Genomic DNA, 14,221 nt, shown 5'->3' with positions numbered 1-14,221 from the left:
AATGTGAGTAGTTTTTACGGTCTTCAGCAGAAGGTCAAACCTGCAGAAGACCGAATTTTATTTGGGCAATGGCCTCGGCACTCCTTGGCCATCTTTCAAATTTCCCTTTGGGGAATCGAACGTCCAAGAAATTCCTTCTCAAAGAATTGAGTCGATACAAGATCGGCACCTATGCCGACCTCCTATACCGGAATGCCCTCCTCTACCCCGAAAAAGAGGCTTTTATCTACGGTTCCAAAAGGGTCACCTTCTCGGCCTTCAATGCCAAGGTGAACCGGCTCATCCATGCCCTTCAAGCGATGGGCCTGAAGAAGGGCGATGGCATCGGCCTCCTCTCCTGGAACTGCCTTGAGTGCGCCGAGGTGAATGGAGCGGCCATGAAGGGCGGCTTCATCGCCGTGCCCTTTAGCCCAAGGCTTCAGCCGGGAGAGCTCGTCGAGATCATCCATGATTCCGGGGCGAAGATCCTCTTCGTCGGAAAGGAGCTCATCCCCCTGGTGAATTCCCTCAAAGACCGCCTGCCCGGGATTGACCACTACGTCTCCCTCGAGGAAGAAGCAGCCGGGATGGCCTTCTACGACGACCTCCTTGGCCGCTTCTCCGACACCGAACCGGAGACCGACGTGGAGGAAGATGACCCCTTCATCCTCTTCTACACCAGCGGCACCACGGGCATCCCCCGGGCCGCCCTCTACACCCACCAGAAGAAGATCGAAGAGGCGAGGACGAAGATCCTGACCGCGGGCCTGAGACATCAGGACCGACACGTGATGATCCTTCCCCTCTTCCACATCGGCGGATGGTCCCATTTCTGGGCCTTCTTCCTGATCGGCGCAACCAACGTGATCATGACGAATCGATCCTTCGATCCCTCGGCAACCCTTCTGACGATCCAGAACGAAAGGGCGACCGACCTCCACATCGTCCCGACCCATCTGGTGGCCATCCTCGCCTTGCCGGACCTCGATCGGTACGACCTCAGCAGTCTCAAACAGATCTGGTATGCGGCCTCCCCGATGCCCATTGAGCTGCTCAAGAGGGGGATCGCCCGATTCGGCCCCATCTTTGGACAGGGCTATGGTCAGTCCGAGTCAGGCCCTGACATCACCATCCTTACCGTGGAGGACCACAAGGCGATCTCTAAAACGGAAACGGAGCAAAGGGTCCTTGCCTCCTGCGGAAAGCCCTGCCTCGGCGTCCATGTCCGGATCGTCGACGAAGAGGGAAGGGATCTCGAACCCTTCGAGGTGGGCGAGATCATCGTCCGGAGCCGATGGATCATGTCGGGTTACTGGAGAAAGCCCGAACTTACGGCCGAGACGATCAAAGAGGGGTGGCTACACACCGGAGACATGGGTTATTATGATGAGCGTGGCTACCTCTACATCGTCGACCGGAAGAAGGAGATGATCATCTCGGGAGGCGAAAACGTCTATCCGAGGGAGGTGGAGGAGGTCCTCTACCGGCATCCCGCGGTCCTGGAGGCGGCGGTCATTGGCCTCCCAGACGAGAAGTGGGTTGAGAGGGTCCATGCCCTCATCGTCCTCAAGGAAGGGGCAAGGGCCAGCGCCGAGGAGATCATCCGGTTCTGTAAAGAACGGATCGCAGGTTTCAAGGCCCCGAGGTCCGTGGAGTTCGTCTCCTCCCTCCCAAAGAGCCCCCAGGGCAAGGTCCTGAAGAAGGAGTTGCGAGAAAGATATCGTTTAAAGACCGAAAAGGAGAACCGGGGATGAAAGGGATGAGACAGAAGAGGGTGAGGCTGATCGTCAACGGCCAGACCCACCAGTTCGAGGTAGGTGAAAGACCCCATCAGGTCAAACCCTCCCATACCCTTGCCCATACCTTGCGCGAAACCCTCGGGTTGACGGGAACGAAGGTCTCCTGCGGCCACGGCGCCTGCGGATGCTGCACGGTGTTGATGGAGGGCCGGGCGATCCTCTCTTGCCTCACCCTGACCGTCGAGTGCGACGGAAGAAGGATCACCACCATCGAGGGCCTGAAGGACCCGGAGACCGGAGCCCTCGATCCCCTCCAGCAGGCCTTCATCGACCACTCCGCCTTCCAGTGCGGCTTCTGCACCCCCGGAATCCTCATGAGCGCAAAGGCCCTCCTGATGGAGAATCCAAATCCCACGGAGGACGAGGTGAAGGAGGCCCTCTCGGGAAACTTCTGCAGGTGCATCGCCCACTATCAGGTGGTCAGGGCCGTGAGGGCCGCTTCGGGCCTAACGAGGTAGGGAGATGGAGAAGACGTACCGTTATATCGGCAAGGCCATGCCCAGGAGAGACGCCGAGGAGATCGTCACGGGCGGGGCGAAGTTCCTGAACGATCTGAAGATCCCTGGAATGCTTTACGGAAAGGTCCTGAGAAGCCCCCACGCCCATGCCCTGATCAAGAGGATCGACAAGGGAAAGGCCGAGAAGCTCGAAGGAGTGGAAGCCATTCTCACCTATGAAGATGTCCCGGAGTGGCGAGGCGGCACCCCCCGTGCGACCCGCATCCTCGACAGGAAGGTCCGCTACGTGGGAGATGCGGTCGCCCTTGTGGCGGCCACAAGCGAGGAGGTCGCCAGGAAGGCCCTAAGTTTGATCGAGGTCGAGTACGAGATCCTCCCAGCGGTCTTCGATATGGAAGAGGCCTTAAAGCCTGGCGCGCCCCAGCTTTATGAGGAATTTCCTGGAAATGTCGTCACGCCTGGGGTTCCCTTCTTCGGCCCCAAGGCCCTCCAGGAGGTCGTGATGGGCGATGTGGAGAAGGGATTTCAGGAGGCCGATGTCATCACCGAAGGGACTTTCAGCTACGAAAACCTCCCCAATCCCCTCCCTCCCGAACCGCCCGGAGCCATTGCCCTTTGGGAGGAACCGAACAAGGTGACGCTCTGGGTCTCCAATCAGGCCTCCTACATGGACAAGATCACCCTCCACCATGTGATGGGAAGGAAGGTCGAGGTGAGGACGATCGGCGGCCCCTGCGGCGGAAGCTATGGGTCGAAATTCATGTCATGGCAGGTCCAGACCTATGCCGCCCTTTTGAGCCGGGCCACGGGAAAACCGGTCAAACTCGTCTTCACCAAGGAGGAGCATCTGGCCACCTTCACGATGCGGATCGGCTGCCGGATGAAGGCCAAGGTCGGCATGAAACGGGACGGGACGGTGACCGCCATTTCAGGGACTTGGCTCATCGACACGGGATATTACTCGATGACCACCCAATCCCAGGTGGCCGTGGGCTGTGGCGAGGTCCAGATCGCTGTCCGCTGTCCCAACTGGAATCTTAAGCCCGTCATCGTCTGCACCAACCGGAACGCCTCGGGCATCGTCCGCGGCTTCGGGGGCCAGGAACTGAAGTGTACCCTCATCCCCATCCTGAGCCTGGCCATGGAGCGGCTGGAGATCGATCCCTTCCAGTTTCTCAAGAAGAACTTCGTCAAGCCCGGCGACGGATACTTCTGGCGAGACGGGCTCTGGTACACCTACCGAGGCCTCGACTTTTCGAGGGCGATGGAGGAGGGGGCCAGGCGGTTCGGCTGGGAGGAGAAGTGGAAAGGGTGGTTAAAACCGACCTCGGTGGAGGGCCCCAAAAGGAGGGGGGTCGGGGTGGGTGTCCACGGCAATGCCGATATCGGCGAGGACGCCTCCGAAGCCTACGTCCGGCTCCATCCCGATGGCACGGCCATGCTCTTTTCGTGCGTCACCGAACACGGGACCGGGCAGAGGACCAACTTCGTCAGGATGGTGGCCGAGGTCCTGCAGATTCCCATCGAGAAGGTCTCCATCACCCCTTCCGATTCGTTGATCAATCCCTATGAATTTGGACCGGCCGGTTCCAGGGGGACCTATGCGATCGGAGGGGCGGTGATCGCCGCGGCGGAGGATGCCCGGAGGAAGCTCTTCGAGCTCCTGGCTCCCAAGCTTCAGGCCGATCCATCGGAGCTCGAGACAGAGGATGGGGTCGTCTTCGTCAAGGGCCGACCCGAGAGGAGGATCTCCTGGAAGGCGATCGGCGTGGACCGGACGATCACGGGATACGGAAGGTTCGAACCCGACTACACCCTGTCGAACTGCATGATGAGCTTTGTGGAGGTCGAGGTCGATACGGAGACGGGAAAGGTCACTTTGGTGAGGGTCGTCAATGCCACGGACGTCGGCCAGGTGATCGATCCCTTGGGCATCGAAGGCCAGCTCAACGGATGTCTCGGCTCGGGAGGCATCGACAGCGCCATCTTCGAAGAGACGATCCTCGACCGGAGGACGGGCCATATCCTCAACGCCAACATGATCGATTACAAGTGGCGGACCTTCTCGGAGCTCCCTCCCATCGAGAATGTCGTCTTCGAAACGCCCATCCCGAGCCACCGGTTCCATGCGGTGGGCGTGGGCGAAATCGCCACCTCCCCTGGCCCGGCGGCCGTGCTCATGGCCGTTTCGAACGCCCTCGGCGTCTGGATGCACGAATATCCGGTCACACCGGAGAGGGTGCTCAAGGCCCTGGGAAAGATCCCTGGGGGGGTCAGAAAGGAGGTCCGAGATGAGACCCTTTAGGCATCTTCACGCACAGACCGTCGAAGAGGCCTCGGCCCTCCTCAAAGAGTACGAAGGAAAGGCGGTCCTCAATGCAGGGGGCACCGACCTGATCCCGACCCTCAAGGCGGAGTGCCTTCCGGATTATCCCGAAGTCGTCATCAACATCAAGACCCTCCCAGACCTCGACTACATCAAAGAGGAGAAAGGTCTGGTGAAGATCGGGGCCTTGACCAAGCTCTCCGATATCGTCCGTTCCCCTCTGCTCAAAGAGAATTGCAAGGCCCTGGTCGATGCGGCCCGCTCGGTAGCCACCCCCCAGATCCGAAACGTCGCCACCCTCGGCGGAAATCTCTGTCAGGATGTCCGTTGCTGGTATTATCGCTATCCCGATCACCTCGGCGGAAGGATCCTCTGCCTTCGAAAAGGGGGAACGCTCTGTAACGCCTTGACCGGAGACCACAGATATCACTCCATATTCGGCGCAGCCCCCCTTTTGTCCTACCCTTGTACCTCAAATTGTCCGGCTCATACAAATATCCCCGCCTTCTTGAAGGAGATGAGGAGGGGCGATCTCGCGGAGGCGGCCCGGATCCTTCTTGACTTCAATCCCATGCCGGCCATCACGGGAAGGGTCTGTCCTATCTTCTGCGAGCCGGAATGCAACCGGACCCAATTCGATGAACCCGTCGCCATCCGGAGCATCGAACGCTTCCTTGGCGACTGGGTCCTCGAGAGGAGGGACGAATTTTACGCATCACCAAAGAAGAAGGGAGGCAGATCCATCGCCATCGTCGGCTCCGGACCTGCCGGGTTGGCAGCGGCCTACTACCTCCGGAGAGCGGGTCATCGGATCACGGTATTTGAGAGGGCTTCAGAGCCTGGCGGGATGCTTCTTTACAGCATCCCGGCTTACCGGTTGCCCAAAGAGATCGTGAGAAGGCAGATCGAGGCCTTGAAGGCGATGGGGGTCAAGTTCAAGGTGGGCATCCCTGTTGGAAAAGAGCTACCCCTATCATCGTTGATGAAAGACTTCGATGCCGTCTTCCTTGCGACCGGGGCCTGGAAGGAGAGGCCCCTCGGCATCGAGGCCGAACGATACGCCCTCTCTGGCCTTCAATTCCTGAACCGGGTGAACGAGGGGCTCCGAGAGCTCCCGGGAAAGAGGGTGGCCGTTATCGGAGGCGGCAATGTGGCCATCGATGTGGCCCGCACCCTCCGGAGGCTTGGAGGAGAGCCGGTCGTGATCTATCGCCGCACCCGGGCCGAGATGCCCGCCTTCAAGGACGAGGTGGAGAGGGCCGCTGAGGAGGGGGTCGCATTCGAGTTCCTTGCCCAGCCCACGGAGATCGTTAAAAGGGAAGGGGATTTCCTTCTAAAATCTATCCGGATTAGGCTTGGCCCTCCGGATGCCTCAGGTCGCCCCAAGCCCATCCCCATAAAAGGTTCTGATTTCACCGCCCCCTTCGATGCGATCATCAAGGCCGTGGGAGAAGAGCCAGATCTCTCTCTCCTCCCGGCCCAATTCCGAAAGAAGGTGTCTAAAACGGATTCATCGGCCCTCTGGCTCGGAAAGAACCTCTTTGCCGGGGGCGATCTCGTAAGCGGTCCCTCCACGGTGGTAAAGGCCATCGCCTCGGCCAGGGAGGCTGCGGATCTCATCGAGAGGTCCTTGAGCGGCAAATCGCTCTTCCCTTCGACGGGGAGGTCAGAATCCCCCTATGCAAGCGCCTCCTTCGTTGAGGCCTCCCGGGTCAGGCTTCCCCTGTTGTCCGTCGCCGAACGTCTAAAAACGATGGAAAAGGAGGAGGTGGGAAGTCTCGACCCGAAGGAGATCGAGACCGAAGCGAGCCGCTGCTTCCACTGCGGTTGCATCGCCGTCACCCCTTCTGACCTCGGCGTCGTCCTCACCGCCCTCGAGGCCAGGGTCGTCACCTCCAAGAGGACGATCGATGCCCAGGACTTCTTCACCGCAACCGCCACCCGTTCGACCCTTCTCGAACCGGAGGAAGTGGTCAAGGAGGTTCAGATCCCGATTCGCAGAGACGGCTCCAGACAAAGCTTCCTAAAATTCACCTTGAGGACACCGGTCGACTTCGGGATCGTGAGCGTCGCCTCGGTCCTCAGAATCGAAAACGGAAAATGTGCGGGGGCATCCATCGCCCTCGGAGGTGTGGCACCGGAGCCCATTCGGGCCAAGGCCGCCGAGGAGGCCCTCATCGGCCATCCCATCGACGAGGAGCTTGCCTCTGCTGCAGCTCAACGGGCCGTCACAAGTGCCGTCCCTCTGCCGATGAATCTTTATAAGGTCGAGATCACCAAGACCCTGATCAAACGGGCCCTCTTGGAAGCCTCATCTCCCTGACTCCATCAACCCAGCCTCCAACGAGGAGGCCTACTTCGGAGGGAGGCAGCTCGGCTCGATGAACCCTTCTCCTCGAAAGGGATGGGCCGATGGAAGAAGCTCGTTTTTTAAGACACCAACGGGAGTAGGCATTGGACACCGGAAGCCGCTATCGCCAAATCGGCCGTGTTCTGTTATTCACCCTCCTCCTCAATTTGGGGGTCGCCCTCGTAAAACTCCTTTACGGGTGGAGGATCCGATCGACGAGCATGACGGCGGATGGTTTCCACTCCCTCTCAGACGGATCCTCCAACCTTGTGGGGCTCCTGGGCCTCTGGATGGCCTCCCGCCCCGTCGATCCCACTCATCCTTATGGCCACAAAAAATATGAGACCCTTACCGCAATGGCCGTCGCTGCCCTTCTCTTCCTTTTCTGCTTCAATGTCATCCGAGAGGGGATCGGCAGGCTCCTGAGACCGATGGTGCCCCTCGTAGGCCCCGACTCCTTCTTGGTGATGAGCCTCACCATCACGGTCAATCTATGGACCGTGTATTTTGAAACCAAAAAAGGAAGGGAGCTCAATAGCGATCTTCTCCTCTCCGACTCGCTCCACACCCGGGCGGACCTCCTCACCTCCTTTTCGGTCCTCATCGCCCTCCTCGCGGTCAAGCTGGGTTATCCCATCATCGACCCCATCGTCTCCCTTCTTGTGGCCCTCTTTATCGGATATGCCGCGGTCCAAATCCTCCGGGAGACCACCCGCGTGCTCAGTGACGCCATCGCCATCCCTGTCCAGGAAGTGGAAAGGATCGTCCTCGGGATTCGAGGGGTAAAGGAATGCCATAAAATCCGGAGCAGAGGACGGGTAGATGATATCCATATGGATCTTCATGTCCTCGTTGACCGAGCAATGGATGTCCATAAAGCCCACCACCTTTCCAATGCCATTGAGAATAAAATAAAGAGGGAGTTTCCAGGGGTGACCGATGTGGTGGTCCATATCGAACCTTTGGAGATCAAGACCCGAGGAAATAACGGATAACCCTTTGAAGAAACTCCTTGTAGGATCCCCTTGGCAGGGAACTTCACAAAGCTCCGGGTTATCAAAAAATCTTAAAATTCAACGGGATTAGGGAGCGGATAGGGTGTTCAATTTTGTCCTTGACAATATATGTATTGTATTATATTGTAACTCAAACTGTTGGAGGGAAGATCCTTGTCCCAGACAAAGGTTGCCAGAACGATCTATATCAATAGCGATCAAGTGGAGGCCTTAAAAAGGCTCTCCGACAGGACAAAAGTTCCCCAGGCGGTCTACGTGAGGGAGGCCCTGGACATGCTTCTCGATAAATATTCTGAACAATTGAAATTCGATTTCAAGGCCGGTGGGAAAGAGAAGGGGAGTCAAAAAGAGCAGGGTTCCGAGGAGAAATCCAATTGACCGACCGTTTTCGACTGATCTATTTGAAATCGAACGAAGCCGAAGAGAATGCCTGGGCTTCAAGATCTCCCTCACCCGATCTTGCAGAGAGAGGGGATTTAGAGTCGAAGTTCTCCGAATCCCTTGTGGTCCTCCAGAGGTTGAAGCAGGCCATATCAGACCTCAAGCATCCTGATCCAAAGATCAGGGTGCTCGCCATAAAATATTACCTTGAAAAATCCCACCTGTCCCTTCCCGTACCCCTTCTCCAGGAAATCCTCTCCGATCCCGACGGAGGGGTGAGGGCCGAAGCCCTCTCCATGCTGATCACCTTTGGCAATCCCATCGTCTCTCCGTTTCTCAAAAAGTATTTGAAGGACCCCGACCCGAGGGTCAGATTGGTGGCCCTCAAAGGGATATTTCGGTTCAAAGAGAAGATGGACTTAAACCTCCTCATGCAGTTTTTAAGTGACGAGTCCCCTTGGGTGAGGAGAAAGGTGGCCACCCTGCTGGGATGGAATCCGGTCGAAGGTGACTTTCCCATCCTCGTGGCGCTCTCTAAGGATAAAGATGCAAGGGTGAGAAAGGCGGCCCTCTCCTCTCTGCTCACGTCTCACCCTGAGGAAGGTGAGGAACGTCTGCTCGAGGCCATGAAAGATGCGGATCCGGAGGTCCGTCGGTGGGCAAGGGAAGAATTAAATCGGATCCTCGAAAGGCCCCTGAAGGCCTCACACGCAGACAAGGGATGAGATGGAGTCCGAAAAATTGATGGCCCCTGCCTCAGGTTCCTCTGCCCCGTTAAAAGCCCAGATCCTGGGCGACCGGGTCTACTCTGCCCAGGTCTTCGCCAAGCTCCTCGGAATTTCAAAAGAGGAACTCTTCGAAAAAGAGTCCCTGGGCATCCTCCCGCCGGCAAAGAGGAATGAACGGAAAGAGAGATATTATAAACCGGAGGATGTGATCGCCTATCGCCAATACCTCTCCCTTCCCCTTCCCATCTCGTCGGTCCGAAAACAGCTCTTCCTCAACTTCAAGGGCGGGACGGGGAAGAGCTCCCTCTCAGCCTCCTACGGATTTCGCCTGGCCCAGATGGGGTTCAGGGTCCTTCTCATCGACCTCGATCCCCAGGGACACCTCACCCAGTGTTTGGGCCTGAACAACGAACACTACTCCAAAACCCTCTATAACGCCCTGGTCGAAAGGGAGGAGGTCGAAAAGATCATCGTCAAAACGGATCTTGCCACGCTCGACATCATCCCCTCGAACCTGAACCTCTCGCCCGTGGAGCTCTCCCTCTTCTCCATGAACTCCAGGGAGTTCCGGCTGAAACGCCTTCTCCAACCCCTGGAGAAGAGCTACGACGTCATCGTGATGGATGCCTCTCCCAGCATCGGCCTCCTCAACCTCAATGCCATTCTGGCCTCCAACGATCTCCTCATCCCGGTCCTGGCCGACTTTCTCTCCTATCATGGCCTGAAGATCCTCTTTGAAACCCTCTCCACCATCGAGGAGGATTTCTCCTTCGTCTTCGAAAATATCTTCATCTTCCTAAACCGCTACAACGAATCTCACCGGATCTGCAGGCGCTCCAAAAAAGCCTTGGAGACCCACTATAAAAAGTACCTCCTCAACACGGTCGTTCGACAGGATACCAAGATCGCAGAGGCCACCAGCCAGGGAAGGCCCATCTTCCTCTTCGACCAGGCCTCGAAGGGGGCTCAGGATATCGAAGACTTGATCGAAGAAATCTTCTGGATGAAAGGAAACGGACATGACCGATGAATTCACCAACAATGTGGCCCAAAAATTTCCCAACACCCACAATAAAGATCCCATCGAAAAACCCTGGGACGTCACCGAGCCCAAGGTGGTCTCTCCCCTCAAGCGATTGGCCGAAGAGTCCCGAAAGGAGGAGATCGCCGATCGAATCCATACGCTCTACTCCGAACTCCGTTCCTCCCTGACGATACGGTCTGCCCTGGAGTACGACCTGAAACGGGCGAACCGGGTCCTCGAGGAGATCGTCAAGGTGAAGACAGAGGTCGAGAAGATCATCGAGATGTTGAAGACCATGGAGGAATACATGAAAGAGAGGCTTAAGTGAGGGAGGAGAGGGACGAACCGACTGGTTTTTCTGAAGAACAGAGAGGAGGACGTTAAAGATGGCGATCAAGACGCAGGTGATGACGGCCGATGGGTTTGACCGGAGCGTGGCGGAGAAGATGCCCAAGATGAAGAAGTCGGCCGAATCGCCCCCTCCGGAAGATTCCAAAGGATTCCTTCCTCTGGAGGAGATCTCCGCCGAGGAACCTCTGGAAGGGGATCCCCTGCGGGCCTCCCCCGAAAAAAGGGTCTCCCCTTTGCCTTCTTCTCCCTCGGAGACCCCTCCCGGCCAAGACCTGGAGGTGCTCAAATTGATCGAAGACCTCCATACCCAGCTCCTCGTCTCCAGCCGAACCCAGAAGGCCCTCGAGATGGACCTCGGCCATAAGCAGAAGACCCTCCATCAGCTCACCCTGGAGAATAAGGCCTTGAAAGCGGCCTTGGAGAATGAGAAAAGGGAGCTCCAGAAATACAAAGAGGCCCAGACCGAACTCGCCTACCTCAAAGAGGAAAACGACGAAGCCCTCCGGAAGCTCCGAGAGGTGCAACAGGAACTGAAAGCCACAAGGGAGGAACTCTTAAAGGCCCTTTCCGAAAAGGAAGAGGCCTTGGCCAGAGTCCGCGAGCTGGAAGCTCAGATCGAAATGAGTGAACTTTCGAAGATAAAAGGAAGGATGAATGAACGGGAGATCTCTTATATTAGGGAGGAGAACCGGGAACTCCAGGCCCGGCTCGAGGAGACCTTTGCCCAAAAGACAGAGTTGGAACAGAGATATGAGGCCTTGAAGCGATCTTTCAACGAGATCAAAGAGTCGCTGACCCTCTTAAGAGACTCTTACAAGCAAACCTTTTATAGCCTTTCGGCCAATCCGGAGTAACTTCCCCCAAAGGCCTCCCGGCCTGGACCGAAAAGCCCCCTACCTCGAAAACCGTCGGCGCGCGGCCTTCTGCCTTCTCCTTCTGGCCTCCTGTTGTTTTCGCTTCTTCTTCACGGAGGGCTTTTCATAGGCCCTCCTCTTCTTCAACTCCTTGAGTATGCCGTCCTTGGCGAGCTGTCGTTTCAAGGCCTTGATCGCATGTTCGATCTGATCGTTCTGAACTTTGACTTCCAAAGGTTCCCCCTTCTTTCTTGCTTGATTGCGACCGCTTTCGACCTCTCGGACCTCCCTTGGAGAGGCCTCGTCGCTGTTTTTGAGGTTTCGCCTCGTTCACCCTGAGGGAAGGTTCCATGAAGGAGGGGCCGTTGTGGAGGGAAATCGCCCTGGCCCACCCCTCTTCTCCTTAAAATTAAAAACCCCCAGGACTTCCTAAAGAGTCTCTGGGGGTCCCCAAAAACTTTTTATTCAGTTCAGGCCGTCTTTTCCAAGAATTGGTTAATTTCATTTATAATTGAATTTTTAAGGGTTGTCAAGAACTTCCGAAACTAGGGGGGCCTCGACCAAACGCCCATGAGACCGGTCGGAATTTGATGATTGACTTCGGAGGTGGGGTGGTTTATATATTAGCGGGCTTTGTGAAATATTTTTCAGAAAGGGGAGGAGCCTTGTTCAGGATCACATTCAAAAGGGAGATGGCCGAAAATACCGTCTGTCATTTCAAGGTAGAAGCCCCAAGGATTGCCAGGAAGGCGAAACCTGGTCAATTTGTCGTCTTGAGGGCCAACGAGACCGGTGAGCGAATCCCCCTGACCATGGCCGGGACAGATCCGGTCAATGGGACGATCGATCTCATCTTTCAGGTGGTCGGAAAAAGCACGGCCCTTTTGAGAACCTTCAACGTGGGCGATACGATTCAAGACATTATCGGACCCCTCGGAAGGCCCACCCATATCGAAAATCTCGGAACCGTGGTCTGCGTGGGTGGCGGGACAGGGGTGGCTGTGGTCTATCCCATCACCAGGGCCTTCAAGGAGGCGGGGAATCATGTCATCGCCATCATCGGCGCTCGGACCAAGGACCTTCTCATCCTCGAGGAGGAGATGAGGGCGGCCAGCCACGATCTGAGGGTGACGACCGATGACGGAAGTTATGGCCACCATGGTTTCGTCACCGATGTCCTCAAGAAGATCCTCGATGAGCAAAAGGAGGTGAAACTGGTGGTGGGGATCGGGCCGGTGCCCATGATGAAGTTCCTCTGCAAGATGACGAAAGAGTACGGGGTGAAGACGATGGTGAGCCTCAACCCCATCATGGTCGATGCCACGGGGATGTGCGGGGCCTGCCGGGTCACCGTTGGGGGAAAGACGATGTTCTGCTGCGTGGATGGCCCGGAATTCGATGGCCATTTAGTCGACTACGACGAGCTGATCAAACGGCAGAGGGCCTATCTGACCGAAGAGAAGATCTCCATGGATCGGTTTAAAGAGTTGGGACGATAGGGGAAGGAAGATGGCCGAAGAAAAAGAGAAAAAGGAGAAAGTGAAAATCCCGAGACAGAAGATGCCCGAACAGGACCCCAAGGTGAGGGCGAAGAATTTCAACGAGGTCCCTTACGGGTATACGCCCGAGCTGGCCCAGTTGGAGGCGAGCCGTTGCATCCAGTGTAAGAAACCGAAGTGCATCGAGGGGTGTCCGGTCGAGATCGACATCCCGGCCTTCATCAAGCTGATCCTCGAGGGCGACTTCGTCGGCGCTGCCAGAAAACTGAAGGAACGGAACAGTCTGCCAGCCATCTGCGGAAGGGTCTGTCCCCAGGAGGACCAGTGCGAAAAGCTCTGCATCGTCGGGAAGAAGGACGAGCCGGTGGCCATCGGCCGCCTCGAGCGATTTGCCGCCGACTGGGAACGGGAGAAGGGACAGATCTTCATCCCAGAGAAGGCACCGTCCACGGGGAAGAAGGTGGCCGTCGTGGGTTCAGGCCCTGCGGGCCTGACCGTGGCCGGAGACCTCATCCTGAAGGGACACGAGGTGACCATCTTCGAGGCCCTCCATAAACCAGGGGGCGTCCTCATCTACGGCATCCCCGAATTTCGTCTGCCCAAGGATATCGTCCAGGCCGAGGTCAACTACCTGGAGCAGTTGGGCGTTAAAATCGAATGCAACTGCGTCATCGGCAGGATCGAGACCGTCGATGAACTCCTCCAAGAGTACGATGCCGTCTTCTTAGGGCTGGGAGCTGGCCTTCCGACGTTTTTAAACATTCCCGGCGAGAATTTCTGTGGCATCTACTCGGCCAACGAGTATCTGACCCGATCCAACCTGATGAAGGCCTACCTCTTTCCCCAGTACGACACTCCCATCGCCCGGGGGAAGAACGTGGCCGTCTTCGGAGCGGGAAACGTGGCCATGGATGCGGCTCGAACCGCCATCCGCCTGGGCGCCGATACCGTCCGCATCATCTATCGGAGATCGAGGGAGGAGATGCCCGCCCGAATCGAGGAGATCCATCATGCCGAGGAGGAGGGTGTCCAGTTCTACCTCCTGACCGCCCCCGTCCGGTTCTTAGGAGACGACAACGGCTGGGTGACGGGCGTCGAGTGCCTTCGCATGGAACTGGGCGAGCCGGACGAGTCGGGGAGGCGGAGACCCATCCCGATCAAGGGCTCGGAATTTCAGCTCGAATGCGACTTGGCCGTCGTCGCCATCGGCACCGGTGCCAACCCCCTTCTCACCACCACCACGCCAGGCCTCGAACTGAACAAGAGGGGCTACATCGTCACCGATCCCGAGACCGGAAAGACGTCCAAAAGAGGGGTCTGGGCAGGCGGGGATATCGTCACCGGCTCGGCGACCGTCATCCTCGCCATGGGAGCGGGAAGGAAAGCGGCCAACTCCATCCACGAGTATCTGATGAACCATTGAATCGGACTGGAAAATCGAAGGGGAGGGCAGGCC

Annotated in this window: 13 protein-coding genes; 12 read left to right on the top strand and 1 reads right to left on the bottom strand. The window is 57.3% G+C overall.

Going from position 1 to position 14,221, the window contains the following annotated elements; translation table 11 throughout:
* The first annotated feature begins 146 nt into the window (after positions 1-146).
* The 10 genes from N3G78_07925 (at position 147) to N3G78_07880 (ending at position 11,266) form a co-directional block, all read left to right on the top strand.
* A complete protein-coding gene (locus N3G78_07925) occupies positions 147-1,733 on the top strand; it encodes a long-chain-fatty-acid--CoA ligase (GenBank protein ID MCX8117840.1) in 1,587 nt (528 codons plus the stop codon).
* Between the two features lie 5 nt (positions 1,734-1,738).
* On the top strand, positions 1,739-2,236 hold the full coding sequence (locus N3G78_07920) for a (2Fe-2S)-binding protein (GenBank protein MCX8117839.1): 498 nt from the start codon (positions 1,739-1,741) through the stop codon (positions 2,234-2,236).
* Between the two features lie 4 nt (positions 2,237-2,240).
* Entirely contained in the window at positions 2,241-4,541 is a 2,301-nt protein-coding gene (locus N3G78_07915) for a xanthine dehydrogenase family protein molybdopterin-binding subunit (protein MCX8117838.1), read from the top strand.
* Positions 4,528-6,885: an FAD-dependent oxidoreductase gene (locus tag N3G78_07910; GenBank protein MCX8117837.1), complete on the top strand. Its 2,358-nt coding sequence runs from the start codon at positions 4,528-4,530 to the stop codon at positions 6,883-6,885. Before N3G78_07915 ends, N3G78_07910 begins: the two co-directional genes overlap by 14 nt.
* A 131-nt stretch (positions 6,886-7,016) precedes the next feature.
* Positions 7,017-7,907 carry a cation diffusion facilitator family transporter gene (locus tag N3G78_07905; protein ID MCX8117836.1) on the top strand — a complete coding sequence of 297 codons (891 nt, stop codon included), beginning with the start codon at positions 7,017-7,019 and terminating at the stop codon, positions 7,905-7,907.
* A 174-nt stretch (positions 7,908-8,081) separates the two neighbouring features.
* Entirely contained in the window at positions 8,082-8,306 is a 225-nt protein-coding gene (locus N3G78_07900) for a ribbon-helix-helix domain-containing protein (protein MCX8117835.1), read from the top strand.
* Positions 8,303-9,034, top strand: coding sequence for a HEAT repeat domain-containing protein (locus tag N3G78_07895; GenBank protein MCX8117834.1), 732 nt, complete (start codon positions 8,303-8,305; stop codon positions 9,032-9,034). Before N3G78_07900 ends, N3G78_07895 begins: the two co-directional genes overlap by 4 nt.
* Before the next feature lies 1 nt (position 9,035).
* A complete protein-coding gene (locus tag N3G78_07890) occupies positions 9,036-10,067 on the top strand; it encodes an AAA family ATPase (protein MCX8117833.1) in 1,032 nt (343 codons plus the stop codon).
* Complete coding sequence (locus N3G78_07885) at positions 10,057-10,389, top strand: hypothetical protein (GenBank protein MCX8117832.1); 333 nt, start codon at positions 10,057-10,059, stop codon at positions 10,387-10,389. The genes N3G78_07890 and N3G78_07885 overlap by 11 nt, the downstream gene beginning before the upstream one ends.
* Before the next feature lie 58 nt (positions 10,390-10,447).
* Entirely contained in the window at positions 10,448-11,266 is an 819-nt protein-coding gene (locus N3G78_07880; GenBank protein MCX8117831.1) for a hypothetical protein, read from the top strand.
* Between the two features lie 39 nt (positions 11,267-11,305).
* On the opposite strand, the gene rpsU is transcribed toward N3G78_07880, so the two are convergent.
* Positions 11,306-11,500, bottom strand: coding sequence for a 30S ribosomal protein S21 (gene rpsU / locus N3G78_07875; GenBank protein ID MCX8117830.1), 195 nt, complete (start codon positions 11,498-11,500; stop codon positions 11,306-11,308).
* 431 nt (positions 11,501-11,931) lie between these two features.
* On the opposite strand from rpsU, the gene N3G78_07870 reads away from it, so the two are divergent.
* Together N3G78_07870 and gltA are read left to right on the top strand one after the other, a co-directional pair.
* Entirely contained in the window at positions 11,932-12,765 is an 834-nt protein-coding gene (locus N3G78_07870) for a sulfide/dihydroorotate dehydrogenase-like FAD/NAD-binding protein (protein MCX8117829.1), read from the top strand.
* A 10-nt stretch (positions 12,766-12,775) separates the two neighbouring features.
* Positions 12,776-14,188, top strand: coding sequence for an NADPH-dependent glutamate synthase (gene gltA, locus N3G78_07865; GenBank protein MCX8117828.1), 1,413 nt, complete (start codon positions 12,776-12,778; stop codon positions 14,186-14,188).
* Positions 14,189-14,221 lie beyond the last annotated feature (33 nt).

It is taken from the genome of Thermodesulfobacteriota bacterium (assembly GCA_026415035.1).
In the GTDB taxonomy this organism is placed as follows: Bacteria; Desulfobacterota; BSN033; order BSN033; family UBA1163; genus RBG-16-49-23.
Note: the sequence above shows the minus strand (reverse complement) of the source record. Positions and strands in the feature narration are given on the sequence as shown.